The sequence below is a fragment of the Maribacter sedimenticola genome (assembly GCF_900188415.1).
Taxonomy (GTDB): domain Bacteria; phylum Bacteroidota; class Bacteroidia; order Flavobacteriales; family Flavobacteriaceae; genus Maribacter; species Maribacter sedimenticola.
The window spans coordinates 394,296-418,725 of record NZ_FZNV01000003.1 but is presented as its reverse complement, the minus strand read 5'-3'; the positions used below and the strand labels follow the sequence as shown (position 1 = coordinate 418,725).

At 36.7% G+C, this 24,430-nt stretch carries 22 protein-coding genes; 10 read left to right on the top strand and 12 right to left on the bottom strand.

All coding sequences use genetic code 11. The features are described 5' to 3' along the window. Positions 1-91 precede the first annotated feature (91 nt). Together CHB68_RS11160 and CHB68_RS11155 are read left to right on the top strand one after the other, a co-directional pair. A complete protein-coding gene (locus CHB68_RS11160; protein ID WP_089260957.1) occupies positions 92-532 on the top strand; it encodes a hypothetical protein in 441 nt (146 codons plus the stop codon). 15 nt (positions 533-547) lie between these two features. Continuing rightward, a complete protein-coding gene (locus CHB68_RS11155; protein WP_089260956.1) occupies positions 548-1,144 on the top strand; it encodes a 3-keto-disaccharide hydrolase in 597 nt (198 codons plus the stop codon). A gap of 12 nt (positions 1,145-1,156) precedes the next feature. Here the strand turns inward: CHB68_RS11155 and CHB68_RS11150 are convergent, their stop codons facing one another. Then, on the bottom strand, positions 1,157-2,134 hold the full coding sequence (locus CHB68_RS11150) for an endonuclease/exonuclease/phosphatase family protein (RefSeq protein ID WP_245838920.1): 978 nt from the start codon (positions 2,132-2,134) through the stop codon (positions 1,157-1,159). Positions 2,135-2,304: 170 nt separating this feature from the next. Between CHB68_RS11150 and CHB68_RS11145 the strand changes: the two genes are divergently transcribed. Next, complete coding sequence (locus CHB68_RS11145) at positions 2,305-5,049, top strand: carboxypeptidase-like regulatory domain-containing protein (RefSeq protein WP_089260954.1); 2,745 nt, start codon at positions 2,305-2,307, stop codon at positions 5,047-5,049. Between the two features lie 11 nt (positions 5,050-5,060). Next, entirely contained in the window at positions 5,061-6,431 is a 1,371-nt protein-coding gene (locus tag CHB68_RS11140; RefSeq protein WP_089260953.1) for a DUF5689 domain-containing protein, read from the top strand. A 2-nt stretch (positions 6,432-6,433) separates the two neighbouring features. On the opposite strand, the gene CHB68_RS11135 is transcribed toward CHB68_RS11140, so the two are convergent. The 3 genes from CHB68_RS11135 to CHB68_RS11125 form a co-directional block, all read right to left on the bottom strand. Further along, positions 6,434-6,841: a response regulator gene (locus CHB68_RS11135; protein WP_089260952.1), complete on the bottom strand. Its 408-nt coding sequence runs from the start codon at positions 6,839-6,841 to the stop codon at positions 6,434-6,436. Between the two features lie 159 nt (positions 6,842-7,000). After that, positions 7,001-7,405, bottom strand: a complete 405-nt coding sequence (locus CHB68_RS11130) for a response regulator (RefSeq protein ID WP_089260951.1) — start codon at positions 7,403-7,405, stop codon at positions 7,001-7,003. A 5-nt stretch (positions 7,406-7,410) separates the two neighbouring features. Then, entirely contained in the window at positions 7,411-9,609 is a 2,199-nt protein-coding gene (locus tag CHB68_RS11125) for a sensor histidine kinase (protein ID WP_143815197.1), read from the bottom strand. Positions 9,610-9,727: 118 nt separating this feature from the next. On the opposite strand from CHB68_RS11125, the gene CHB68_RS11120 reads away from it, so the two are divergent. Both CHB68_RS11120 and CHB68_RS11115 read left to right on the top strand, forming a co-directional pair. Beyond that, the gene (locus tag CHB68_RS11120; protein ID WP_089260949.1) at positions 9,728-10,192 is read left to right on the top strand and encodes an ankyrin repeat domain-containing protein; all 465 of its coding nucleotides are present in this window, start codon (positions 9,728-9,730) and stop codon (positions 10,190-10,192) included. Positions 10,193-10,199: 7 nt separating this feature from the next. After that, positions 10,200-10,985 (top strand): amidohydrolase, encoded by a 786-nt coding sequence (locus CHB68_RS11115; RefSeq protein ID WP_089260948.1) that lies wholly within the window; start codon positions 10,200-10,202, stop codon positions 10,983-10,985. A 23-nt stretch (positions 10,986-11,008) separates the two neighbouring features. On the opposite strand, the gene CHB68_RS11110 is transcribed toward CHB68_RS11115, so the two are convergent. Both CHB68_RS11110 and CHB68_RS11105 read right to left on the bottom strand, forming a co-directional pair. After that, the gene (locus tag CHB68_RS11110; RefSeq protein WP_089260947.1) at positions 11,009-12,625 is read right to left on the bottom strand and encodes an Ig-like domain-containing protein; all 1,617 of its coding nucleotides are present in this window, start codon (positions 12,623-12,625) and stop codon (positions 11,009-11,011) included. Between the two features lie 51 nt (positions 12,626-12,676). Beyond that, complete coding sequence (locus CHB68_RS11105) at positions 12,677-13,378, bottom strand: ComF family protein (protein WP_089260946.1); 702 nt, start codon at positions 13,376-13,378, stop codon at positions 12,677-12,679. 41 nt (positions 13,379-13,419) lie between these two features. On the opposite strand from CHB68_RS11105, the gene CHB68_RS11100 reads away from it, so the two are divergent. Further along, the gene (locus tag CHB68_RS11100; protein ID WP_089260945.1) at positions 13,420-14,319 is read left to right on the top strand and encodes a hypothetical protein; all 900 of its coding nucleotides are present in this window, start codon (positions 13,420-13,422) and stop codon (positions 14,317-14,319) included. A gap of 37 nt (positions 14,320-14,356) precedes the next feature. Next, positions 14,357-15,901 carry a glycine--tRNA ligase gene (locus CHB68_RS11095; protein WP_089260944.1) on the top strand — a complete coding sequence of 515 codons (1,545 nt, stop codon included), beginning with the start codon at positions 14,357-14,359 and terminating at the stop codon, positions 15,899-15,901. Positions 15,902-15,905: 4 nt separating this feature from the next. Here CHB68_RS11095 and CHB68_RS11090 read toward each other — a convergent pair whose 3' ends face one another. Next, positions 15,906-17,993: a TonB-dependent receptor gene (locus tag CHB68_RS11090; protein ID WP_089260943.1), complete on the bottom strand. Its 2,088-nt coding sequence runs from the start codon at positions 17,991-17,993 to the stop codon at positions 15,906-15,908. A gap of 26 nt (positions 17,994-18,019) precedes the next feature. Further along, positions 18,020-18,541 carry a hypothetical protein gene (locus CHB68_RS11085; RefSeq protein ID WP_245838919.1) on the bottom strand — a complete coding sequence of 174 codons (522 nt, stop codon included), beginning with the start codon at positions 18,539-18,541 and terminating at the stop codon, positions 18,020-18,022. A 125-nt stretch (positions 18,542-18,666) separates the two neighbouring features. Here CHB68_RS11085 and CHB68_RS11080 point away from each other — a divergent pair, with 125 nt between their 5' ends. Together CHB68_RS11080 and CHB68_RS11075 are read left to right on the top strand one after the other, a co-directional pair. Next, positions 18,667-19,431 (top strand): exodeoxyribonuclease III, encoded by a 765-nt coding sequence (locus CHB68_RS11080; RefSeq protein ID WP_089261262.1) that lies wholly within the window; start codon positions 18,667-18,669, stop codon positions 19,429-19,431. Between the two features lie 68 nt (positions 19,432-19,499). After that, a complete protein-coding gene (locus tag CHB68_RS11075; RefSeq protein ID WP_089260942.1) occupies positions 19,500-20,540 on the top strand; it encodes an aldo/keto reductase in 1,041 nt (346 codons plus the stop codon). A 104-nt stretch (positions 20,541-20,644) separates the two neighbouring features. Here the strand turns inward: CHB68_RS11075 and radA are convergent, their stop codons facing one another. From radA to CHB68_RS11060, 4 genes are all read right to left on the bottom strand, one after another. After that, positions 20,645-22,006, bottom strand: a complete 1,362-nt coding sequence (gene radA / locus CHB68_RS11070; protein ID WP_089260941.1) for a DNA repair protein RadA — start codon at positions 22,004-22,006, stop codon at positions 20,645-20,647. Positions 22,007-22,080: 74 nt separating this feature from the next. Then, the gene (locus CHB68_RS18565; protein ID WP_179213190.1) at positions 22,081-22,251 is read right to left on the bottom strand and encodes a hypothetical protein; all 171 of its coding nucleotides are present in this window, start codon (positions 22,249-22,251) and stop codon (positions 22,081-22,083) included. Positions 22,252-22,294: 43 nt separating this feature from the next. Continuing rightward, positions 22,295-23,437, bottom strand: coding sequence for an alpha/beta hydrolase (locus CHB68_RS11065; RefSeq protein ID WP_089260940.1), 1,143 nt, complete (start codon positions 23,435-23,437; stop codon positions 22,295-22,297). 26 nt (positions 23,438-23,463) lie between these two features. Beyond that, positions 23,464-24,429 (bottom strand): lysylphosphatidylglycerol synthase transmembrane domain-containing protein, encoded by a 966-nt coding sequence (locus tag CHB68_RS11060; protein WP_089260939.1) that lies wholly within the window; start codon positions 24,427-24,429, stop codon positions 23,464-23,466. Position 24,430: the final 1 nt, after the last annotated feature.

Below are 24,430 nucleotides of genomic sequence, written 5' to 3'. Positions count from 1 at the left end.
TATCAATGTTATAATTTTTAACCCTGGCTGCAAAGTCAGGGTTTTTTTATGCTTAAATTTCAGTACTTTTAAATTTGAAAACTAAACAACTATGTACGAAACTATTCAAATGCTTCATTCTTATTTGGCCTATGTTGCATTGGCGGTGTTATTTTTGGCGGTTGCCAATGCCGTAACCGGTCTTATAGGAAAACGGATCTTCAACATGAACAAAGATTTAAGGCTCAGTCTTTTTGCCCTAATTCTTTGTCATATACAACTATTGGTAGGCCTTGTGCTATACTTTGTGTCACCAAGCGGGCTTAGTGCCTTACTGGAATTTGGTATGGGCGGTTTGTCTTCCGCTGCACGTTTACTGGCCGTAGAGCACCCATTTATCAATATTGCTGCAATTGTGTTTATAACCATAGGATGGTCCAGGCACAAGAAATTTGTGGAAGGTGATAAAAAATTTAAGAGTATTGCTATTTTCTATGGTATTGGCCTACTACTTATATTAAGTAGAATTCCTTGGGGACAATGGTTCAATTAACCCAATAAGAGGTAGATGGGTAAAATTACATCTTTATTATTGATGGTGCTTTGTACTGTTGCCATGAATGCGCAAAGTAGACCGCTGTTCAATGGTGTGGACTTGGAAGGCTGGTCCGTTTTTGGAACCGAAAAATGGTATGTAGAAAATGGAGAACTGGTTTGCGAAAGCGGCAAGGATAAAGGTTATGGATATTTGTCTACAGACCAACATTATAAAAATTTCGTGTTGACCCTAGATTTTAAGCAGGAGGCCAATGGAAATAGTGGTGTCTTTATAAGGTCTACCGTAGAAGGTACAACGGTAAGTGGTTGGCAAATAGAAGTTGCTCCACCGGGCTATTTCACTGGGGGCATTTATGAATCTTATGGTAGAAAATGGTTGGTGAAACCAGAACTTGAAAAGGACAATGCCTTAAAATTCGGTGAATGGAACCATATGAAAATCAAAGTAGATGGCAATACGGTCACCTCTTGGGTCAATGGTATGGAAATGGTATCGTTAGAGGATGAGATAATCGGTGCTGGGGAAGGTTCTATTTTATTGCAAATACACGATGGTGGCGGTATTAAAGTACGGTGGAAGAATATAGAGATCCAGGAGTTGGATTGATTTTTTGTTGACCTAAGGCGCGGCCTTTTTTATCAAATAAAGGAAAACGGGAAAATGATCGCTGTACCCACCAATATATGTTCCGCCTGCATAGGTGCGTAAAGGGTATCCTTTATATTTTCCCTTCTGGTCTATTAGATAGTCTGGGGTATGAATACCTGCTTTCCAAAAGCTATACGTTTTTTTGGATTTATCGATTAGGTTAGCGGTCATATAAAGTTGGTCAAATAAATTCCATTTATCCCTATAGGCCAACGAGCCATTTCCTTTCCTATACATTTTTTCCATAGGACCGTATAAGTCTAGACTATCCAATTTTTTGGCATTTTTTCGTACCTCAAGAACTTTTTTGAAACTTGGGTCTATGGGGTCGTCGTTAAAGTCTCCCATACTAATTATTTTAGCATTGATATCCTCTCTTCTAACCGAGTCTATTATGCGTTTGTTCAATTTGGCCGCTTCTAATCGGTAAGGCCTACTTCTGGCTTCACCACCACTTCTGGAAGGCCAATGGTTAACCATAAAATATATGGTTTCATTATCCAGTAAGCCCTCTACGATCAACTGATCGCGGGTATAATTACGGTTTCCGTCGTCTGTGAACAATAATAATCTATGGCTATTAAAATTAACAGGAATAAATGCATCTCTTTTGTATAATAGGGCTACATCTATACCACGCTCATCTGGGGAATCAAAATGAATAATACCAAAATTATAAGGTTTTAGATTTTGGTGGTCAACTAGGTCTTGTAAAACATCTAAATTCTCTACTTCGCAAACTCCAATAATGTCAGGAACCGATGTATGGGCAGAAGAGCCTATTTCCGAAAGTACCTTAGACATGTTCTCAATCTTTCCAAGATAACGCTCCTTGGTCCATTGGTCTTTGCCGGAAGGTGTGCGGTCATCATCAAATATTAAGCTATCATTCTCTGTGTCAAATAGATTTTCCAAGTTGTAAAAAGCTATAGTCCTAATTTGATACATATTGGAATCTTGACTAAAAACTCCTGAATAAAGAAAAATTAATAACAAAAAATGATAATGCCTCACGAATGGTATTTTGACTTAAAAATATACTAGTATACGGAAAATTTATGGTAATTATTTAGTAATTGATATCTTAATGACCTGATGGTAAGGTCTTAAGCTGTTGCATGAATAGAAAAATAATAGTCTTTTTAATTTTCATTTTTGGTATCTCATGGTCTCAAGCACAAACCAATTTATATATAAAGGGAGTTATAAAAGATGCACAAAATGAGAAGGTCCTACAGAATGCTGAAATTTTTTTAGAAGGAAATTCTAATAAAGTTCTTTCTAATCATAAAGGAGAATTTTATTTAACTGATAATGGTAGTGGGTCCTACATTCTTCAAATATCTATTAAGGATTATGTTAGTAAACGTATACCAGTTTTTTTAGAGGGCAAAGATTTGGAACTGGGAGTTATTTTAATAGAGAAGGATATAACGTTAGAGAAGAGTTTACATTTAATCAATATTTCTGAAGATGAGTTGTTGGATGACGAAATGAATTCCAATTCCTTGGCCTTGCTCCAGGCCACAAAAGATGTTTTTTTAAATAGGGCCGCGTTTGATTTTGGCCAGGCATTTTTCAGGGTCAGGGGATATGATTCTCAATATGGTGAAGTTCGGTTAAATGGGTTGCCCATGAATAAATTGTTAGACGGTAGGCCGCAATGGAATAACTGGGGAGGTCTTAATGATGTAATAAGAAACCAGTTATATGCCAATGGACTGGAAGTTTCGGATTTTACTTTTGGGAGTATTTTGGGCAACACCAATATAGATTTACGCCCATCTAGATTAAGACCTGGTACTAGGCTGTCTTCCTCTATATCTAACAGGACCTATTCCGGTAGATTAATGGCGACTTATAATTCCGGATTGAAAAATGAAAAGTTTGCCTTCATGTTATCGGCGTCTAGAAGATGGGCAAAAGAGGGTTATATTAATGGAACTTTATATGACGCTTATTCTTTATATGGTAATTTGGAATATCAGTTTAATAAAAAACATACCTTAAATGTTGCAGGAATTTTAGGTTCCAATAGAAGAGGTCGCTCTTCGGCGTTAACTGAGGAGGTATTTGAAATTCAAGGCAGAAAATATAATCCGTATTGGGGCGAACAGAATGGTAAAATCAGAAATTCCAGGGAAAGACATATTAAGGAACCATTGTTCTTATTGAATTACATTTTTGAATCCAATAGGGTAAAGGTAGATGCCGGGTTAAGTTATCAAACCGGATTTTATAAAAGAAGTAGATTAGGATATTACAATGCGCCTAATCCAGACCCAACGTATTATAGGTATCTGCCAAGTTTTTATATCAATAGTCCAATAGGTGCTAATTTTGAAAGTGCCATAATCGCTAAGGATGGCTTTTTAAAAAGCCCAGAATTAAATTGGGGTTCTATTTATAAGGCCAATACTAGTTTAGGTCAAAATGGAAAAGCTGCGTATGTTCTCTATGACGACACTATTGCTGATGATCAATTAACCATGAACCTAAATTCAAATATAAATTTAAGCGATAGTATAAGGATAGATTTTGGAACAACCTTTCAAGAATTGCACTCTAAAAACTATGCACTGATCAACGATTTATTGGGTGCTGAATATCATAATGATATTGATATATTTTCAGAAACGCGCAATGATTTAGCAACGGATGTAAATAAGAAGAAAGGAGACATATTCAATTATCATTATAAATTGTTAGGTAATAGTAATAGTGCATATACCCAATTGAACTTACGTCTTCATAAATTATCTTGGTTTATATCTGGAAAATATGAACTAGTAAAATATCAACGTAGCGGTTTGTACCAAAATGAGAGATTTTTGAACAACTCCTTAGGGAAAAGTGAAAGGGTCAAATTTTCCAATTGGTCCCTAAAATCTGGGGTAAATTATAAGGTAACGGGTAGGCATTGGGTTTCTGGAAATATTGGCTTAATCCAAAAAGCACCTATACTCCAAAATGTTTTTGTAAATCCCAGGGAATCCAATACCGTTGTGCCAAATATAAATAATGAAAAAATTACCACTGTAGATGCAACCTATTTTTTAAGATTGCCTAAACTTACCGGTAGGTTAACAGGCTATTATACCCGTTTTCAAAATACCACCGATATAAATTTTTTCTTTGTGGATTCAGGAATTGGGTCAGATTTCGTACAAGAGGTGTTAACGGATATGGATAAGTTACATATGGGTACGGAACTAGGATTGGAATACAAATTGTCAAGTGCCGTTAAATTATCCTTTGTATCATCCATTGCCAAACATATATATGCCAGTGATCCTTCCGTAACCATAAATTTTGATACGGCCGGTTCCAACGAGGATGTCATTGACGTTATCGGTTCAAAATCTCTAGGTATTGCGGCCATAAAAGGATACAAACTGGCCCAAGGTCCCCAAAAAGCTATTGCAATAGGGTTAGAGTATAGAGATCCAAAATATTGGTGGGTTGGTACAACCGCAAATTATTTGGCAAATAATTATGCCAACATCTCTACGATTATTAGAACGGAAAGTTTTCTGACCGACCCGGAAACAGGTGAGAAGTTTCCAGAAGCCACAACTCAAAATGTCCAAAATTTATTAAAACAGCGTCCATTGGACAATTTTTACTTGCTCAATCTTATAGGTGGCAAGTCATGGTTAAGGAACGGGAAATATTTGAGTGTGTTCGCAAGTGTTAATAATGTATTTGATACGACCTTTAGAACAGGAGGTTATGAGCAAAGTAGAAATGGTAATTATGGCCAGTTAAATCAGGATAATTTAAGTGGTACACCTTCATTTGCCCCTAAATATTGGTATGGATTTGGTAGAACTTATTTTTTGAATTTGGCATTTAGCTTTTAAAACCACGGTATATGTGCGCAACGAAAAATAAAATATTGAATTTGCTGATGGCCAGCTTGGTCTTATTAATAACGGGTTGTGTTGATGACAGGGATTTTGACAAATTGGAAACCTTTTGTAACGACGAACAATATGATACGATTACAATTGGTGAGCTTAAAGCGATGTTTACTGGTGATACTGCTCAAATACAGGAAGATTTGATTATTGAAGGCTATGTGACCTCTTCCGATCAATCGGGAAATTTTTATAACGTACTACATATTCAGGACAGTCGCAGTAATCCAACCCATGGATTACAGATAGAACTGGAACTTAGGGATTCCCATCTATTTTTTAATGTTGGCCAACATATCAAGGTTAAATTAAAAGGACTTTATTTAGGTGAATCTAACGATCTTTTTAAAATAGGTGGCGTATTTACCTCATTTGGGAATCGTAGTGTTGGCAGACTGCCTAAAACTGTGGTTTTTGACCATATTTTTACTTCATGTAAGGATAATGTTGGGGTTGAACCCACATTGGTGTCCCTGACCAATTTAAGTGACAATATGTTAAGTACTTTGGTTAAGCTGGAAAATGTGGAATTTGCTGAAAATTTGATCGGCGAACCCTTTGCAATTTCAAATGAAGAAACTATTAGGACCGTAATGGATTGTGAGGACAATGAGTTGGGACTACTTAATAGCGGTTATTCAACTTTTCATGAACAATTGATTCCGGCGCAATCTGGGACCATTACAGGAATATTGACTAAAAAGGGGAATTCTTTTCTTTTAACGGTAAGGAATGTGGAGGACATAAATTTAATGAATGATAGATGTAAGGATGTAATTGATGAATACAGCTCTAACAATGTCTTTATTTCGGAACTAGCGGACCCTAACAATAATGCCGGCGCAAGGTTTGTTGAACTATATCATTCATCGGATAGTATATTATCCTTAAAAGGATGGAGTTTGGTAAGGTATACCAATGCAAATTTGACCGTAAGTTCCTCCATAGATTTATCAAACTATACTATTGGGGCAAAGTCCCTTTTGGTAATATCGCCCAATGCTGGGGAATTTGAACGTGTGTATGGTTTTACACCGGACATTATCGTAGGAACAAATTCACCTGCGGATTCTAACGGTGATGATAATATAGCGTTGGTTGATCCTTTTGGTACGATTATAGATCTTTATGGGGTCATTGGTGAAGATGGTAGTGGAACCGATCATGAGTTTGAAGATGGTAGGGCTTTACGCAAACCGGAAATTAACATTGCCAATGCCGAGTTCAATCCCCAAGAATGGATAATCATTAATGATAGTGGAGGTAGCGGTACGTTAAATGACCCGCAAATTGCACCTGAAGATTTTACGCCCGGGGTTAGGTAGCATCAAATAACTTTATGGGATGAAATTATTTTCTGCAACGCATTCTCCGTTAAGGGTTTTACAATATAATCTTTGACCAATTTGTACTTTTTTGATTTTTCGATCAGTGACGGACTAATAAAGGAACTGGTAATATAAATTTGAATGTGTTTAATTTTATCTTCTGGAAATTCCTCAAATTCTTCTAGAAAAGACCATCCATCCCTTTTTGGCATATTTAGATCAAGAAAGATAATGGTAGGCAGGGCTATATTTTCAACGATAAGACCTACTAATCCATCTAATGCTTTCTGACCATTGGTATAATATAGAATGTTCGTACTGAAATCTATTTGTTGTAAGGTTTTCTTACTGCTCAAAATAAAAAATTCATCATCATCGATAATGCAGCAACTAGAAAATACGCCCATTAAATTAATCTTTTTTACAGTTCTTAAATTTGGCTTGGGTCAAGATATACTTTTGGACACTATAAATAAAACGATTAGTTCAATATTAATCATTTTACCAATGATTCTATATACTAATAGTAAATTTTGAATATATCAATGTCGTAAGATATAGACAGACTATGTCTTTGTAGCTTTTAAGATATTTGATAAATCATCTGGTGTAATTGGTTTAAGAATATAATTGTTTACTTGCTCATAATTTTTTACTCGTTCCAGATCTCTAGGGTCAACAGATGAACTAATAATGTAGATAATGGTCTTCTCCGTATTATGGTTTGGTAAATTTTTGTATTCGTCCAGAAATTCCCAACCGTTCATAATAGGCATGTTCAAGTCCAGGAAAATAACTTCTGGCATTAATTCTCCACTTTGGCTAATTTCCATCAACCCTTCCACTGCTTCTTGCCCGTTGTTGAAGACCAAGATAGTTTCGGCAAAATCCACTTCTTTCATAATCCTTTTAGTACCATAAATGAAAATGGGGTCATCATCGATTATACAGCAAATTTGTACGTTTTTCATGCTTATTATGCTTTTTTTAATTCAATAAAAATTGTTGTACCAACATCAACGGTACTTTCAAGATTAATTTTTCCGCCCATTGCTTCAATTTGGTTTTTGGTAATGAAAAGGCCAATGCCCTTGGCATCCTTGTGCTTATGAAACGTCTTGTACATTCCAAATATTTTATCGCCATGTCTTTTTAAATCTATGCCTTGACCATTATCTGAAAATGTAATCAGTACATGGTCTCCTTTTATTTTTGAGGAGATTTCGATAATAGGTGCTCTATTCTCTGACCTATATTTTAGTGCATTGGTTATAACGTTCAAAAAGATACTTTCCAAGTATGCCGGTACTGCATTTACAAAATGAGTTTTAGATACATTAATGTTCAATACGGCATTCTGTTCCTCTAAAAGTCCGCCTATACTTTTTTTAATGTGATGAACGGTGTTGAGTACGCCAATACTTTTTAAGTTTTCTAACGTACCTGTTTTTACTTGTACGACATCGTTTAAATGGGCAATGGTTTCTGCCAAGCTTTCTGCAGCATTGTTTATCATGTTATGAAGGTTCTTACGCTCTTCCTCATCTTCTTCCATAGTAAGAAACTTGGTCAGCATAGTCATATTGGTAGAGTGCGACCTTAGATTATGGGATACGATATGGGCAAAGTTCATAAGACTATCGTTCTGGCTTTTGGTGACTTCGACCAAGGTTTGCAATCTTTTTTCAGACTCTATCCTATCTGTAATATCCAAAAATTGAGCAATGGTATGGCTAGGATTGTCGTTCATGTCCTTTACTACCGTTACCCCTAATACAACATGTACCAAATGGCCATCTTTATGAAAATACCTTTTTTCTAATTGATATGTATCATTTAGGCCGTCATATGCACTGGTATGAAAGGACTTGCTGGCAAGAATGTCCTCTGGGTGGGTTATATCCAAAGTTTTCATGCTCAGCAGTTCTTTTTCCGTGTAACCTAAACTGTTCAGTAAACTTTTATTGACCTTTAACCATCTAAAATCTGGACTTACCAATGCCATACCAATAGATGCGTTATCAAAGGTTTCTATAAAGGACTCTGTACTCCTTATCAATTTTAGCTCTGTGCTTCTTAAATTTGTAATGTCCCAGTTGGCACCGGTAAGTTTAATGGGTTTGCCATTATAATCCTTTATAGTTTTAGAGGTTCCCTTTATGTGTTTAATGCTACCGTCTTTTAAGATAATTCTAAACTCTTCGTCAAAATCCTTAACTCCGGCCACTGCATTTTCTGTGGCTTTTAAAGCTTTTTCCTTGTCGTCTGGATGAATGGTTGATTCCCATGCCTCAAAAACTCCTGAAAAATCATCTTTTTGTACACCAAAAATTTGGTACATTTCATTGTCCCATAACAGTTCGTTGGTTTCCAGATTAAAATCCCAAATTCCTATTTGTGCAGTTTGGGTAGTAATTTTTAATCGTTCTGAAATTTCTTCATGGGCCAATTGCATTTTTTTGGTTTGGTCTATATCCTGAAAAGTTCCAATAATACGTACAGGTTGTCCTTTGGCCATCTCAACCTCACCTTTTGCCCTAACCCAAACCTCGTTTCCCTTAGCAGTAATGATGATTAGTTCTGTATCCCAAGATTTTCCTTGTTCAATGGCTGTGCCCACTAATTCCGTAATTTTATCCCTATGGGATCCCTCTTTGTAAAAATTTATGCCCTGGGCCAGATCGGGAACAAAATCTTCACTTACTTCGTGAATATCCTTGGTAGTTTTGGTCCAGTACAGGGAATTATTGATCAAATCAATTTCCCAGCATCCAATTCTGGCAACTGCCTCGGCCTTATGTAATAATTCTATCTCTTTTTTATCTTCCGTTACGTCTTCTAAAAAGATAAGCAGACCATCCAAATCATTTGTATCGTCTATTTTAACAGGAGAAATTTTCCATTTTAGCCATTGTAATTTGCCACTTGGTAAAATATATTTTTGACCAAGATTTTCAATTTCCTCCCCTTTTAATCCTTTTTTTAAATCTTTATCAAATTGCCCAGGAGTTTCACCAATAACCTCAAATAAATTCTTGCCGATATAATCGGAATTATTCAAAGTAAAATCCTTACGCCATTGGTTTGAATAGTTAATAAAGTTTAACTTAGTATCTACCATAGCGATCGCGATGGGAGCTTTCTTTAAAAGAAAGTCAATAGCTAATGTTTTCAAAAGAAATTAGTTTTTATTTAAAGGTACAATTATTAGCATTGTAGGAAAGAATGAAATTAGTAGGAAAAAACTTGGAAAACAACCTTTTTATAACTTAATAACCGTAACATTTTCAATTATGAACGAATTTTTTTTTAAAGCAATAAGGGAAGGTAATTATAATGAGGTTAAGGCAATGTTAGATAAAAATGCCGTTTTGGTCAACAGTAAGGATTCTAGAGGCTCTACCCCATTAATTTTGGCAACGTATTATGATGAAACAGAAATAGCCCGCTTGTTACTTGAAAAAGGAGCAAAGATAGATGCTGTGGACGCCTCCGGAAATACAGCGTTAATGGGGGTTTGTTTTAAAGGGTTTACGGATATTGCCAAACTTTTGATAGACAAGGGTGCGGCCCTTAACGAAAGGAATGCAATGGGGGCTACATGCCTTATCTATGCAGCACAGTTCAATAGACTGGAGATTGCAAAATTATTGATTGCCAATGGTGCGGACAAGTCCATAAAGGACAACAGGGGCAATAGCGCTTTGGACCATGCCAAGACCCAGGGTTTAAGTGCGTTGATAGATTTATTTGAATAAATTGATAATGTCCAATAAAGATAACTTACATCTGCAGGTAGCATTGGTACAATCTCCTATCAAATGGGAAGATCCCCAGGACAACAGGTCATTTTTTGGCCAAAAAATAGATCAAGTAAAGGAAAAGGTAGATTTGATCATTTTGCCAGAAATGTTTAGTACCGGTTTTACGATGTCGCCAGAAAATATTCATGAAAAGGAAGGCGATATTACCTTGCAGTGGATGCAAAGAATGGCGCAAAAAAGAGATTGTGCCGTTACCGGAAGTATGGTCTACAAGGAGGAAAACCATTATTATAATCGTCTTTTTTTTGTGTTCCCTAACGGCCATTATGAATCGTATGATAAAAGGCATACGTTTACCTTGGCAGGCGAGCATAAGAAATATACAAAAGGTACCAAAAAATGTATTGTGGAATATAAAGGGTTTAAAATATGCCCTTTGATATGCTATGACCTTAGATTTCCTGTTTGGAGCAGAAATACTGAAGATGTAGACCTTTTGCTTTATGTAGCCAATTGGCCGGCTCCAAGAATTAACGCTTGGGATGCACTCTTAAAGGCAAGGGCTATAGAAAATATGGTGTATTGTATTGGTGTTAACCGTGTAGGAAAGGATTATGAAGGTCATTTATATACAGGCCATTCTGGAATTTATGATCCATTAGGGGAGCGCATAGGTTTTTCTGAAAAAGATGAAACTTTAGTTAGGACTCTGGATAAAGCAATTCTTAACAAGTACCGTGAAAAATTAAGGTTTTTGGAGGATAGGGATATTTTTACAATTCATTAATCAGCATAAGCTATACAAGGTGTTTACTCAATAAGGTTAAAAGTTTCAATCTTCTCCCAATTGGCACGTAACTCAATGGTTGTTGGGTAATAGCTTACCCGTTCTGGCTGTATTTTTTTAAGGTAATTTCCGGTATCCCATTTTCCGTTTCCGTTCAAGTCATAAATTACTCTGGCCAAATATTTACCCGGATTTAAGTTGATGAATTCAAATGATTGTGATTCTTTAGCATAAATTTCACGTTGAACCTCTCCTTTTTCATTGGTTAATTGCACTATGATTGGATATTGAATGGTATTGGCATTAAGGTTTAAAGTTAAGTTTCCATAATCGGCAGGACTTTTGGTCCTTAAGTTATATGAAATGGTATCGTTAGTTTGTTCAAAAAAATCGGTAATGGCACCGGGGAAAAGATCAAGCTGATAATTTTGACCGGTTGCTATGGTAAAGTCGAAATTTAATTGATTTTCCAGCGTGTCCAACGTAATGGTATGAACAATCGGTACAGAATCTTTGTCCATTAATTTTATCTTGGTGGTATCAAAACTAATCAAGGGCGTATTGATTTGTAAATTAATAGGTTGATCAAATTCAATATTTCCCCTTTGGTTCATTGAAATTTTCAGGGAATCAAAAGCAACTTTTCTGTTTTTAACGTTAAACGTATCCTTTAACTTGAGTTGTTCGTTGGTAATTGAAAATAGGATAGAATCCATCTCAAAAGGGGTGAACCAAAAGTTTAAGGTATCCTTGTCCCTTTCTTTTACCACAATGGATTTTACAGTATCCGGAAGCGCATTTATTGGTTCTATGCTAATTGCGGAGCCATCGCCATAATAACCGAAGCTTATTTTGTTACTTGCAACCATACTGGGCACGGCTACCCCATAATCGGGAATTTCCTTGAACAGATTCAATAGGTAAATAGAATCTGTAGGTAAGTTAATAGTGTCTTCCACAAAACCTATTTTGTCCGTTTTTTGATCAAATACATTATTGTTAGCGGCATCTTTAATACCAAATAGCGCGTATTTACCTTCTTTTAAATTTTTAAGTTTAAAAATTACGGCGCTATCCAAGGTATTTGTAATGTAATTTGGAGGGCGTTTATATATGGTAGAATCAGTATAACTAGTGTCAATTTTATATAGCATTACACTAATAAACTGATCCACTTTTTTGTTGAAGGCATCTGTGACCACACCTGATAATTCAAGGGAATCTATATAATCCCCGGTAGAAAATATATAGGTAAAGAACGGAATGGCATTTTCTTCATTGTTGTCCACAATACCTCGCCCAAAATTAAGAGTGTAGGTAGTATTGGGCTCCAAAGTATCCTTTAAGGTAATTTCTACAAATTTATTGGCACCTCCAAGTGGTGATAGGATAGGGGCGTACTTTAGGGGTGGGGATATAATAAGTTGTTTTTGTATATCTTTTAATTTCACCAGCTCGTCAAAATACAGGCGAATCTTTTTTTCGCTGAAATTAGTAGATAAATTGGCGGGTTCCGCCTTTAGCAGTTTTGGTGGCGTAATGTCCTTTGGTCCTCCTGTAGGTGTGCCTCTTTGAGCACATTGATAGGATACCAACAAAATGATAAATAAAAATATAAAACCTAGAATTTTTCTACCCATACATGCTATAATCGACCACAAAGAAACAACATATTTTGTACAATTGTAAGCCTATTGTACAAAGGCCATGCTAGCAATATAAATACCAACACCGTCTATTTTTTTTAAACTACTTGCGCAAATTTCCATAGTTGCACCCGTTGTAATAACATCATCCAAAAGCAAGATGTTCTTATGTTTAAGCATGTCACTATTCCTAATTTCAAACAGGGAACGGTTGTCATACCATCTTCCCAATCTATTTTTTTTGGTCTGTGTTTTTGTATTGGCGGTTTTAATGAGCAAATCATCTGCGTATGTTGCGTTGATGTGAAAAGCAATACGTTGGGCAAATAAGGAAACTTGATTGTATCCACGTTTTCTAAATTTTTTTTGATGTAAGGGCACGGGTATAACATAATCAATATTATTGAGATGCCCATTTTTTTTCAATATTTGTCCAAACCAGTCGCCTAAAAACTCGCCAATTTTTTCCTGATTTTTGTATTTTAAATTGTGAATAAGGTTTTTAACTATTCCAATATCGGTGAAGAAAAGGAAAGAATTTGCCTTTTTGATGTTAATTCGACCATAAAAAATACGGTCAACGGCATTTTCTTCGTTAAAATTATACTCGGTGAGTGGTAATTGATGTCGGCAAAGTGTGCAAAGCATAACCTCTCCTCCGTATAATCGTGCATTACATCCAAAACATGATATGGGCAGGAGAATGTTAGTAACATCCTTTAGTATATTTGAAATTCTGTTTTGCATCAAATTTTACAGATTAAATTAACCTACAGGCCGTGTTTTAAATGGACAATCAAGATAACAAATTCAATTATAAAATTCTGCTCGCTGCATTTGTGGCTGTAATCATTGCGTTATTGATCGCATTTTATTACAGTTATGCGCAGTCTAGTGCCCAAATAGACTTTTTGGAGCAGGAAAAAGCTATATTGGTAAGGGACCTTACCATTATGAAGGCAGATGTAGATCGCCTTGCCGCCAAAAATGAAATGAACGAGATAGAATTGCAAGATTCCAAATTTAGGGTACAGGAACTTTTGGATTCTGTGGGTAGGTTAAACTTTACCGTAGAAAAACTAAGGGAATTTAAAAGTGAACTTAGAAGATTGGAGTCTAAAAACGACAGTTTAATATTAAAGAATAATTTCCTTCGCTATAACAACATGCTGTTGACCGATAAGTATGACGAATCGCGTAAGCAAGTAGAACAATTACGTGCCAATAGTAATTCATTGGCAGAGGCAGAAGCCTTACAGCGCAGGAAAATTCTGGAATTGAATCAAAAACTAAAGACAAAGAGCTATTTAAAAATGGCCAATGCCGAAGGGAGCGGTTTCAGGATCGTAAGGAATACCAGGCCTACCAAAACCAATAAAGCATCGATTATTGAAAAATTAAGGGGCTGTGTAACCATATTGGCGGACGAGAGCGAAGCGGATAACGAAAAAATTATCTATTTACAGTTTTTGGATCCCAATAAACAGATCATAGAGGATAATGCCAATACCATTACGGTAAACGGTAATGTGTATAGTAAAAGGGTTGAGTTTGTATTTACTGGATTGGAGTCTTATATATGCGAGGCCATTACGATACCAGAAGGTTCTCTGATCCCTGGTAATTATACCTTAAATGTCTTTGAGGATGAACGGTTGATCACTTCTTCAGAATTTCAATTAAAATAATTATTCATTTTTTGGGCTATTGTTCTATTTTTGCCGCATGGCAAAGCAAGAAGATGATTTTAAGCGTGTAATATCCCACGCAAAGGAATACGGATACGTATTTCAATCTAGTGAAATTTATGATGGGTTAAGTGCCGTTTACGACTATGGTCAAAATGGTGTGGAACTCAAAAAGAACATACGCGACTATTGGTGGAAGGCAATGGTGCAGCTCAACGATAATATTGTTGGCTTGGATGCGGCAATTTTTATGCATCCTACAACCTGGAAAGCATCTGGACATATAGATGCTTTCAACGATCCATTAATAGATAATAAGGATTCCAAAAAGAGATATAGGGCAGATGTCTTGGTAGAGGACTATGTGGCCAAGATCGATGCTAAAATTGAAAAGGAGGTCAATAAGGCGGCCAAGAGATTTGGTGATGCCTTTGATAAACAAACTTTTTTGGAAACCAACCAAAGGGTAGTTGATTACCAATTGCAAGGAAAAACAATTTTGTCAAGATTGGGAAAATCATTGCAGAATGAGGATTTGGCAGATGTAAAGGCCTTGATCGAGGAATTGGATATTGCATGTCCTATGTCCGGTTCTAAAAATTGGACTGATGTAAAGCAGTTTAATCTCATGTTCGGCACCAAACTAGGTGCCAATGCAGATACTGCTATGGATCTTTACCTTAGGCCAGAAACTGCCCAAGGTATCTTTGTGAACTTTTTAAATGTCCAAAAATCTGGCCGAATGAAAATTCCGTTTGGGATTGCACAGACCGGTAAGGCTTTTAGAAATGAAATTGTCGCTAGACAGTTTATATTCAGGATGCGCGAGTTTGAGCAAATGGAAATGCAATTTTTCATTCAGCCGGGTACCCAAAAAGAGTGGTATGAGGTTTGGAAGGAAAAGCGTATGAAATGGCATTTGTCCTTAGGTTTGGGCGAAGAGAACTATCGCTTTCATGATCATGAAAAATTAGCCCATTACGCAGATGCGGCTGCAGATATTGAATTTCGTTTTCCGTTTGGCTTCAAAGAGCTTGAAGGTATCCATTCCAGAACGGATTTTGACCTAGGTAGTCATGAGAAATATTCCGGTAAAAAACTACAATATTTTGATCATGAGGTGAACAAGAACTATGTGCCTTATGTCCTTGAAACCTCTATTGGCTTGGACAGAATGTTCTTGGCTGTATTCTCAAACTCCCTTAAGGAAGAGGAATTGGAAAATAATACAACTAGAACTGTACTTAAGTTGCCACCGGTTTTAGCACCGGTTAAAGCGGCAATTTTACCATTGCTGAAAAAGGATGGTCTCCCCGAAATAGCCCATGGTATTATAGATGACCTTAAGTGGGATTTTAATGTGGTCTATGACGAAAAAGATGCGGTCGGTAGAAGGTATAGAAGACAAGATGCCAATGGTACGCCTTTTTGTATTACCGTGGATCACCAAACCAAGGAAGATCAAACGGTAACCATTAGACATAGAGATTCTATGGACCAAGAACGCGTAGCAATATCCTCATTGAACCAAATCATTCATGATGCGGTTGATATGAGGACCTGGTTAAAGAAGATGGAATAGGTAGTTATAAACTATATTTTAACTGTACACCACCATATAGGTTGGTATTGTTCCCAGGATAGAAATATCTTGGGGCACTACCTCCAAAACTACTTGCGTTTATCAATACGGATTGCGCATATTTTGTATCCGCAATATTATTGACTCCCAACTGAACACTTAGATGTAAATGGTCGTTGATCGGGCTGCCATAACCCAGTTTTGTATTTAATAAATGAAAGGAGTTGCTGTATATACTATTTGCATCGGTCAATGGAATCCTATCTACGAACTGATGTGTTAAATTAGCAAAGAAACCATTTCCAAAACTAGTTTGTAATCCAAAATTTATTCTGTGTTTAGGGACCCCTGTCAATGAATTGCCGGCATAATCCTGTTCAGCTTCCTCGTCTTCAAATTCCACAAACCTATGGGCGCTAAACGAATAATTTAAAAAAGGAGCAATGGATATACGGGGAGAAATGTTAAAGACATAATTCCAGTCAATGTCAAGACCTTTGTGTTCTGTCTTTCCTGCATTTCTGCCTATATATTGGTCTTCACCTATTCTTTTTGCCACTAAGAGATTGTTAATGGGCATCAAATAAATTGCAATGTTTAAATGCATCTTTTTCTCCCTGTCTGTAAGTTTGGTGCCCACTTCGTAATTCATGCCAATTTCTTGCTTAATGTCCGGATTAATGACTCCTTCGGGAGTAAGTGTTTCTTCAAGACTAGGGTTAGAATATCCCCTGCTGATATTGACATATATTTGGCTTAAGGCCGTAGGCGTATAATTTAAGTCTAAACTTGGTAACAGGAGCGTTTTAAAATTCCGTTGGGCGCTTTTATTAAATTCTCCGGTAGTAAAACGGTCTCTAAAATCATATTGTGTTTTATTTATATTTAGTCCGATCTGGGCGGCAAGATTCTTTAACGGGGAGTATCCTAAAGTGGCAAAACCGTTAATTTGTGTTCTAAACTCTTTGTTGTCATTAAGTCTATCTCCTTGAAAACTGCCATTGCCGTTATTCTGCTCATATAAATTTTCAAAAATTGCCCATGTATACTCATCCTTATAGAGTTCTCCTCCAATGGTATAGGAAAGGGTTTTTTGAAATGCATTAAAGTTGCCGGAAAATAAACTCCTAAAACCAAATCCATTGGTGTATTCATCCAATATATTAAATGGTCTGGGTTCATAATGGTCCAGGTAGGTGTAGAAAACACTACTTGTGTTAGTTAAATTGGTAGTAGGTCTATAGGTGTGGCTTACACCAATAAGACTGTAGTTGTTGTCCTCGTAACCTTGGGCGTTTTTCCATGTAAATGCCGCTTGTGTTGGGTCTTCATCAAAGTCGGATTGATTGATGGAACTGGCAATTTGGGCAGAATAGTCTATGTGGTTTATCAGCAAACCTATTTCACTTTTGTTGGAAATGCTATAGATTGAATTCAGCAAATATCCATCACGTTCAAACCTATTATTCTCTCTATAGCCATCAATTTCCATATGTCCGTATTGAAAAGAGAGATATAAATCTTTTTGATGATGGGAAAAACCAAGATTATTTTTGAATAGGCCGTAAGAACCTAGTGTGGTCTTGTTGGAAAAAGTTGTAGGTCTGTTGCTCGGTTGTTTTGTGTTCAAGATAATGGCTCCTCCCAAGTTGGTTCCAAAACCAGTACCTTTAGGTCCTTTGATAATTTCTACAGAAGTTAGGTTTTCTAGATCATAGGCCTCTATGGTAGAGAACCCTGTACCATTTGTTACCGGTATATCATTGTAATATAATCTTAATTTATCTGTACCGAAAGGGGTTCTTGACCCAACGCCCCTTATAGTAATTCTATTGGTGTTCAAGGCTCCGGATAATGCATATACACCAGAAACTTGGTTTAAAGCGCCAATAAAATCTACAGGGCTATAGTTATTGAATACAGATGCACCTATAATTTTGGAAGGAATGATTCCTATAGCGTTTTTGGCAGTAAGGGTGTCTATTACTATGACTTCCTTAAGTTGTGTAACGCTATCTTTTAAGATTGTGTTTTGGGCAAGAAGGTTAATGCAGAAAATAACCGAAAAAACAAGGGTAAATGTAGTTTTCATAGGGATTTAAACCTCAAAAATACCTATTAAAATCGAAAACCTAGGGACAGTCCCGCTTTGAACATAAAATCGCTCTGAAAATCTTCTGGGTTTATATTTCTGCCTAGCCCACCATTTATTTCAATAATGAAACGTTGGCTTCTTGTAGTCCATTTTGAACCCGCTCCAAGACCTATGGCGGTAGTGGCATAGTCATAATCCCTTCCGCCTAAATTTTGGGAAGCTTCATCATCTTCACCAGTATAGTACAACCCAAAAACTTCTGCAAAAAAACCGCTTTGCGGTGCGTAACCAAAATAGGCCCTAACATTTGGGCCTATACCAAAATTTCCATTATAAGCGGTAGCATCTCCACTAAAATAAAGGGTGCCACCAACACTGGTATCCTCGTTTAAATAATATTCATATGAACTTTCTATTACGGAAGTAACAAGAAACTGACCAACATTGAATTTTATTTCATGCCGGTTAGAGTCATTATAATAGGCTTGGCCGGCCATTGATATCGAAAAAAGTACTGCTGTAAGGGATACTAAAAACTTCATCATATTTCTATTTTGGTAGTACATAATGGTTTAAATGATGTTCCAAAACCGTGAAATTAGGGTTTTTTAATGGGTTTTTTATTCCTAAAATCTACGATCCTTTTCTATTTTTGAAACAAAACATAGAAATGAAAATTATATCCTATAATGTAAACGGAATTAGGGCCGCTTTAAAAAAAGGATTTTTAGAATGGTTGACGACCGTTTCGCCAGATGTAGTTTGTCTACAAGAGATCAAGGCGCATGAAGAGCAGTTGGATCTATCCTTGTTCGAGCAAGCGGGTTATTCATATAATTATTGGTATAGCGCGCAAAAGAAAGGATACAGTGGTGTGGCCATACTTTCGAAAACCGAACCGGATTCAGTGGTTTATGGTACAGGTGTAGAATATATGGATTTTGAAGGGAGAAATATTAGGGCTGATTTTGGTGATATTTCTATTATGAGTATGTATTTACCCTCGGGGACCAATATCCAACGCTTAGATTTAAAACTTACCTATATGGATGATTTTCAGGAATATGTAAATAAATTAAGGAAATCCCATCCAAATTTAATTGTTTTGGGGGATTACAATATTTGTCACGAAGCTAGGGATATCCATAACCCAGTAGGATTAAAGAACGTTTCCGGTTTTTTACCCGTTGAGCGTGAATGGATAGGTAATTTTATTGCTAGCGGATTTGTAGATAGTTTTAGGGAGTTTAATGAGGAGCCGGAACATTATACCTGGTGGAGCTATAGGGCCAATGCTAGGAACAATAATAAAGGGTGGCGCCTTGATTATGCTATGGTCGCCAATTCGTTAAAAGATCGTTTGTCCAGGTCCGTAATTCTGTCCGAAGCAAGGCATAGCGATCATTGTCCTATTTTAATAGAGCTAGATAGATAAGGGAAATGAGGTAAGTGCCCTCAATATAATTGCTAGCTTTGCATTAAAATGATAAATTTTTTAGTTGAATGATCTACACCAATTTACCACACACAGATATTGAAGTAAGTAAAATTTGTTTGGGAACCATGACATGGGGCAATCAAAATACAGAGGCCGAAGGACATGAACAAATGGATTTTGCTGTAGAACAAGGAGTCAATTTTTTTGATACTGCAGAGCTTTACCCCATTCCGGCCCATAAAGATAGATATGCGGTTACCGAGAAAATTATTGGGAGCTGGTTTAAGAAAAGAGGTAATAGAGAAGATATAGTTCTTGCAAGTAAGATTGCCGGAAGGGCAGAAATGTCAAAATTTATAAGAACTACGGGGTTCACAAGAGATTCTATTATAGAAGCGGTCGAAGGAAGTCTGCAGCGATTAGGAACCGATTATATTGATTTATATCAGTTACACTGGCCTGAACGTACGACCAATTATTTTGGAAAAAGAGGGTATAAGCATGATATTACCGATCATTGGGAAGATAACATACACCAGATATTGGAGACCTTAAGGGACTTGGTTCGTGAAGGTAAGGTCAGGCACGTGGGGGTATCCAATGAAACACCATGGGGAACCATGCGCTATTTAGAGGAAAGCAAGGTTCATGGTACCTTACCTAGAATGATTACGGTGCAAAATCCTTATAGCTTGTTGAACAGGTTGTATGAAGTGGGTATGGCAGAAATATCCGCACGGGAACAAATAGGTTTGTTGGCATATTCTCCATTGGGTTTTGGAGCTTTAAGTGGAAAATATTTAGGGGACCGTCTGCCCAAAGGGTCACGATTGGAACGTTTTCCTCAGTACAATAGATATGTTGGTGAAACCGCATCTAAAGCAACGAAGAAATATTACGAACTAGCCCAGTCCAACGGACTTACACTGGCTCAAATGTCATTGGCTTTCGTGAATTCAAGGCGTTTTGTCACCAGTACTATTATTGGAGCTACAACAATGCGTCAATTAGAAGAAAATATTGGAAGTATAGAAGTAGCGCTATCCAATGAAATAATAGATGAAATTGAAGCTATTCATGAAAGTATTCCAAATCCGGCACCATAGATGATTGAGCATATTTTTTTAAAAGTAGGATTCTGGCAGATTATAGTTATTGCCGCCGTTATTATAGTTATTATGGTTTTTGCCAGGATAATGCGTGATAAACGTTAACCGAACAAATGACGTACCACCTCTTCAATTTTTGAGGCCATAAGTACCTTGATTGTTGTTGACTTAAGTCCAATTTTATTGTTTTTGGAAACTATAATAGTGGTGTAACCTAGTTTTTCTGCCTCTGTTATACGTTGTTCCACACGTTGAACAGGTCTAATTTCCCCGGCCAGACCAACTTCTGCGGCAAAACATACGCCCTTTGCAATTGGTATATCTTCGTTACTGGAAAGTATGGCTGCAACAACAGCTAGGTCTATAGCCGGATCATCTACGGAAATACCTCCTGTAATATTAAGGAATACATCTTTAGCCCCAAGCCTAAAGCCGGCACGTTTTTCCAATACGGCCAAAAGCATATTTAAGCGTTTAGCATTGTATCCGGTGGTAGAACGTTGTGGTGTGCCATAAACTGCGGTGCTCACCAATGCCTGGATTTCTATCAATAAAGGTCGCATGCCCTCAACGGTTGATGCAATTGCCGTTCCGCTAAGTCCTTCTTCGTTTTTAGATATCAAGACCTCAGAAGGATTATTGACCTCTCTTAAACCACTGCCCTGCATTTCATAAATTCCAAGTTCAGCGGTAGAACCAAATCTATTTTTTAAAGATCTAAGTATTCTGTAGACATAGTTACGGTCTCCCTCAAACTGTAAGACGGTATCTACCATATGTTCCAAAATTTTTGGACCGGCAATGGAACCATCCTTCGTAATATGCCCGATAAGGATTACAGGGGTGTTCGTTTCTTTGGCAAATTTTATAAGTTCAGCAGTACATTCACGTATTTGGGATATGCTACCGGCGGCAGATTCAATATAGTCCGTATGTAGGGTCTGTATGGAATCTATGACTACAATATCAGGTGCAGTGGCTTCAATTTGCTTAAAAATATTTTGCGTCTTGGTTTCGGTAAGGATTAGGCATGTTTCACTATTGGGAAAAATCCTATCTGCTCGCATTTTAATTTGCTTTTGACTTTCTTCGCCAGAGACATATAAAGTTTTGTACGGTAATTTTAAGGCAATTTGTAGAAGTAAAGTGCTTTTTCCAACACCGGGTTCCCCGCCTAATAGTACTAATGCACCAGGTACCAGGCCACCTCCAAGAACTCTGTTGAACTCTAGGTCAAAAGTGTTTAAACGCACTTCTTTTTCAATACTTATTTCATTGACCAATAATGGTTTAGAAACTCTTTTATTAGCAGGAGTATTGGTTTTCCATGTGGTTTTTTCCTCTTTTTGGACCACTTCTTCTACAACTGTGTTCCATTGTTTACAAGCAGAACATTGCCCTACCCATTTTGCATATTGAGTTCCGCAATTTTGACAAAAAAATGCAGTTTTTACTTTTGCCATCTTTAATATTTACCGTGCGGGTTAAAGGTAGCAAGAAGTTTATAAAGTGCTAAAGTTTTAAAATTGGTTTTGAATTAATTATTACCGGAACGTTCTTTTTTATGGGCGCTAAATGCTAAAAAGAAAGAGGCCCAGGCCATAAATAGGGCAATTCCGTTATAGGGTAAAACAAATTCTCCTTTTAATCCAAAATAAGTAAATAGTACTCCAGAGAATACAAAATACATTGCATTGATTTTAATCATAATAAGTAGGTTTGGCTAATTTGGGAACTAGCTTTTTAATTTATTAAAATCCGAAATCGGCTTTTAAGGCATCCATTTTTTCAAGGGCCATTTCTTTAGTTAAAAAATCTATTTCTTTCATTTGAAAAGCTTTTTCAAATGTCCTTAATGCTTTTTTGGGTTCACCTAACTGCTCATAATATTCCCCTTCAAAATAAAATCCGAGCATGGTTTCAGGATATTCTTTTTTACAAAGTTCCGATAAGGGTTTTAGGGACTCAAAATCCTCTTTTTTTCTTGAGGCCGCATATATGGCCATAATATCATTTAATTCTACGGGTTTGCTAAAGCCGAATATATCCACGATGTTTTGATACTTTTTTTCCAAATAATTATAAACCGGTTCTTCACTGGTAAGTATTTGGGTTTTATATTCTTGTGGGCTAATGGGCTTGAACATGCCAAATATATTGTCAAAAGATTTTCCTATTCCGTAAGTGGCTACGGAAATATGGTCTGCGTTTTTATATTCATCAAAATAATAGTGCAAGGTTTCTTTTTCCAAAGCCTTAATTCCCTGGTCCATTGCCATTATTTTTTTGGTATCCTTGTTCTGTTCCCCTTCAACGATCAATTGATAAAATATTTGGTTGTCAAATGTATTCAGTCTCATAGGCACCCTTGTTTCCATTTCAGGGGCAAGGGTAGGTGAAATACAGATATAAGCATCAAAAATGGAATTATCCTTAAAAAGCCAATAGTTTTCAAAATTGGCGGTAATATCATAACCAACGATCATTTTAAAAGGAGCGGTACTGTAGTTTAGGTCCAAATATGGAATTAGTTCCATGCCAATGAATTCATAAAAACTTTTGCCTTTTTCAGACGGGAGCCCACTATCCGGGTCAAAGGCACAATCCTCAAACCTAAGCTCGTTTTCGCTTTGGTTTATTCCAACAACGATACTTTGGGGCATACCGTGGAATTGACTATAAAATTTAGATGATGCCACAACTTGTTCAAACAGATATTCACCATCCAAGACTATAATAAGCGGATATTTTTTGGTGTCATCCAAGTTTTCCGGAAAATAGTAATGTACGTCCCTTCTTTCCTGTAGTTTAAAGGATTCAAAGATTTCCTGGGAGACTTGGGAGTAAGATATCACACTTAAAAAAAGCGCGTATACAACAATGAGATTACGCATATAAGGCAAGTTCTAAATAGTTGGTACTATTTGTTTCTGTTTAATAACGGTAATAGAAGAAAAGATATTGCACCGAAAACAACTATCATCATTGTCTGGGCAATCCAGATGATCCACCCAAATGCATCTCCGGAAACAGCACTTATGCCATAAATGGCCAAAGCACTACTTACTGCAATAGGATAAAGACCTATTCCGCCATTGGTGGTTGCCATGGCAAATGAACCTGCAATAAATGCAACCAATAATTGCCCAAGGGAGAGGTGCAGGGTTTCAGGAAGCGTAAATTTAATGACCCAGAACATGCCAATATAACAAGCCCAAATAAATAATGTATGAAAGATGAACAACCATTTATGTTTCATCTTAAAAATGCTGAAAACACCATCCAAAAGGCCTTTTACGAACATTTTTATTTTTTTGGCAAAGGCAGTTGAGCTTTTTTTAATAAATAAAATAAATATTCCAAAGGACAATATGCCTGCCCCAAGTAATAAAAGGATGCCGGTAAAATTAATGCCTCGCTCAATGAGCATGGACATTATTATATCTGTCTGTAATAAAAAAGTAATTAAAACTATGGCCAACAGCATGATTACATCTATGACCCTTTCCGTGACTATGGTCCCAAATCCTTTTTCAAAGGGTACGTTTTCATATGTAGTAAGTGCTGTAGCTCTTAGCACCTCACCAGTTCTAGGTATTCCAAGATTGGCAAAATAAGAGGTGAGTATAATCAGTATATTGTTCTTTATGCGTGGTTTATATCCAAGAGGCTCCAAAAGATAGTTCCATCTAATAGCTCTTGATACATGGCCTAAAATACCCATGAGCACGGAAAGAAAGACATAAAGGGGGTCGGCTTCCTTAATATAGAATACTATTTGCGACCTATTTTCGGGAGTAGTATTGGTATAGGAATACCAAACTAAAAAAACTCCCAATGCAATTGGGAGTATAATCTTTAATTTATGTTTTAGACCGGTCGTCAAA

Excerpts from the sequence above, each read along its gene's own strand:
- radA (WP_089260941.1), bottom strand. The coding sequence starts at position 22,006 with ATGGCAAAAGTAAAAACTGCATTTTTTTGTCAAAATTGCGGAACTCAA.
- CHB68_RS18565 (WP_179213190.1), bottom strand. The coding sequence starts at position 22,251 with ATGATTAAAATCAATGCAATGTATTTTGTATTCTCTGGAGTACTATTT.
- CHB68_RS11115 (WP_089260948.1), top strand. The coding sequence starts at position 10,200 with ATGTCCAATAAAGATAACTTACATCTGCAGGTAGCATTGGTACAATCT.
- CHB68_RS11065 (WP_089260940.1), bottom strand. The coding sequence starts at position 23,437 with ATGCGTAATCTCATTGTTGTATACGCGCTTTTTTTAAGTGTGATATCT.
- CHB68_RS11120 (WP_089260949.1), top strand. The coding sequence starts at position 9,728 with ATGAACGAATTTTTTTTTAAAGCAATAAGGGAAGGTAATTATAATGAG.
- CHB68_RS11095 (WP_089260944.1), top strand. The coding sequence starts at position 14,357 with ATGGCAAAGCAAGAAGATGATTTTAAGCGTGTAATATCCCACGCAAAG.
- CHB68_RS11145 (WP_089260954.1), top strand. The coding sequence starts at position 2,305 with ATGAATAGAAAAATAATAGTCTTTTTAATTTTCATTTTTGGTATCTCA.
- CHB68_RS11105 (WP_089260946.1), bottom strand. The coding sequence starts at position 13,378 with ATGCAAAACAGAATTTCAAATATACTAAAGGATGTTACTAACATTCTC.
- CHB68_RS11155 (WP_089260956.1), top strand. The coding sequence starts at position 548 with ATGGGTAAAATTACATCTTTATTATTGATGGTGCTTTGTACTGTTGCC.
- CHB68_RS11100 (WP_089260945.1), top strand. The coding sequence starts at position 13,420 with ATGGACAATCAAGATAACAAATTCAATTATAAAATTCTGCTCGCTGCA.
- CHB68_RS11140 (WP_089260953.1), top strand. The coding sequence starts at position 5,061 with ATGTGCGCAACGAAAAATAAAATATTGAATTTGCTGATGGCCAGCTTG.
- CHB68_RS11080 (WP_089261262.1), top strand. The coding sequence starts at position 18,667 with ATGAAAATTATATCCTATAATGTAAACGGAATTAGGGCCGCTTTAAAA.
- CHB68_RS11130 (WP_089260951.1), bottom strand. The coding sequence starts at position 7,405 with ATGAAAAACGTACAAATTTGCTGTATAATCGATGATGACCCCATTTTC.
- CHB68_RS11135 (WP_089260952.1), bottom strand. The coding sequence starts at position 6,841 with ATGGGCGTATTTTCTAGTTGCTGCATTATCGATGATGATGAATTTTTT.
- CHB68_RS11090 (WP_089260943.1), bottom strand. The coding sequence starts at position 17,993 with ATGAAAACTACATTTACCCTTGTTTTTTCGGTTATTTTCTGCATTAAC.
- CHB68_RS11160 (WP_089260957.1), top strand. The coding sequence starts at position 92 with ATGTACGAAACTATTCAAATGCTTCATTCTTATTTGGCCTATGTTGCA.
- CHB68_RS11075 (WP_089260942.1), top strand. The coding sequence starts at position 19,500 with ATGATCTACACCAATTTACCACACACAGATATTGAAGTAAGTAAAATT.
- CHB68_RS11150 (WP_245838920.1), bottom strand. The coding sequence starts at position 2,134 with ATGTATCAAATTAGGACTATAGCTTTTTACAACTTGGAAAATCTATTT.
- CHB68_RS11110 (WP_089260947.1), bottom strand. The coding sequence starts at position 12,625 with ATGGGTAGAAAAATTCTAGGTTTTATATTTTTATTTATCATTTTGTTG.
- CHB68_RS11085 (WP_245838919.1), bottom strand. The coding sequence starts at position 18,541 with ATGATGAAGTTTTTAGTATCCCTTACAGCAGTACTTTTTTCGATATCA.